The organism is Rahnella sp. P4_A8 (assembly GCF_056402435.1).
Genome location: NZ_JBFUHK010000315.1, coordinates 1 through 795 on the forward strand (window position 1 = coordinate 1; position 795 = coordinate 795).

The 795-nt window shown below is 44.7% G+C and carries 1 protein-coding gene and 1 pseudogene; both read right to left on the bottom strand.

What is annotated here, in order from left to right; translation table 11 throughout:
* Window positions 1–68, bottom strand: a 68-nt coding sequence (locus AC1DUO_RS25680; RefSeq protein WP_477989537.1) for a hypothetical protein, incomplete at its 3' end; no start/stop codon positions are given.
* 8 nt (window positions 69–76) lie between these two features.
* Window positions 77–223: pseudogene (locus AC1DUO_RS25685) on the bottom strand (hypothetical protein); the annotation flags it as partial.
* Window positions 224–795 lie beyond the last annotated feature (572 nt).

Below are 795 nucleotides of genomic sequence, written 5' to 3' on the forward strand. Positions count from 1 at the left end.
TTTTTACCCTGTGCGGCCCATTCATCGACACTTTCTGCCATCGGAGTTGACGGTGTAATAGGATAAATCGCGGTAACTTTTTACCCTGTGCGGCCCATTCATCGACACTTTCTGCCATCGGAGTTGACGGTGTAATAGGATAAATCGCGGTAACATCCGTGAAGGCATAAGACACATAGGCTGCCGCCGTATTCCCGTCCATGGTTTTCATTTTTCTCGGCATGACTCACTCTCCAGCTTGATGTTGCTCAATTCAAGGTTTGGAAAGGAACAAGCATGGGACATGCCATACGGGATATTTACATTAATGCATTGAATTAAATGAAGTAATTTTGGGTGTCTATCAGGAGGGTTTGTCGGAATTGAACGTTTCGCCACACATTTCTTAGCAACTTGTCGCTACACTGACATTATCCGCTCCGATTTAGGAACTTATCCACCCAGGTTTTCAGACTGTAGTAAAGCTGATGTCTTTTTATGCCTGAAATTCAGCCCGGCAAAATATGGCCAGTACGGTTTTTCTCAACGGGGTTTTAGAAATCCAGCTCAAGTGCAAAACACAGGTAGGACATCAGCGGCGCGCAATGCCTGAACTGCTGTGCGCAAAAATCCATAACATCCGGCTTGCACAGATCCTCAAACGCAATGCTTTTAACCGAGATAAAATCTTTGCGTTTTGATTCCGCTAACAACAGAATCTGTTGCTAACATTACTGAAGATCCTCAGAGGTATCGCTTCAACGTATACCTTTCAGATCGTGGTTTGATGTTGCGTGAAAGGCTTGATGTAGAAGG